Genomic DNA, 327 nt, shown 5'->3' on the forward strand with positions numbered 1-327 from the left:
CGCGCTTGTCCGCCGTCTGCGTGATGAGTTGTTAGAAACACTTGCCCATGTTGAGGTGAATATAGATTATCCGGAATATGATGACGTCGAAGAAATGACGCATCAGCTTTTAGTGGAGAAGGCAAGCGGCGTGAAGAAAGAAATCGAGGCGCTGCTCCGTACGTCTGAGCAGGGGAAAATTTTGCGTGAGGGACTGTCTACCGTGATCATCGGCCGTCCGAACGTCGGGAAATCCTCTCTGCTTAACAGCCTTGTCCATGAAACGAAGGCGATCGTAACCGATATTCCGGGAACGACGCGTGATGTGATTGAGGAATATGTCAACGT

Annotated in this window: 1 protein-coding gene; it reads left to right on the forward strand. The window is 50.5% G+C overall.

Annotated features, from left to right (window positions below):
* Positions 1-327, forward strand: a 327-nt coding sequence (locus tag SB658_RS22745; protein WP_410602503.1) for a GTPase, incomplete at both ends; no start/stop codon positions are given.

Origin of the sequence: Bacillus sp. SIMBA_008 (assembly GCF_046535495.1) — a bacterium.
GTDB lineage: Bacteria > Bacillota > Bacilli > Bacillales > Bacillaceae > Bacillus > Bacillus subtilis.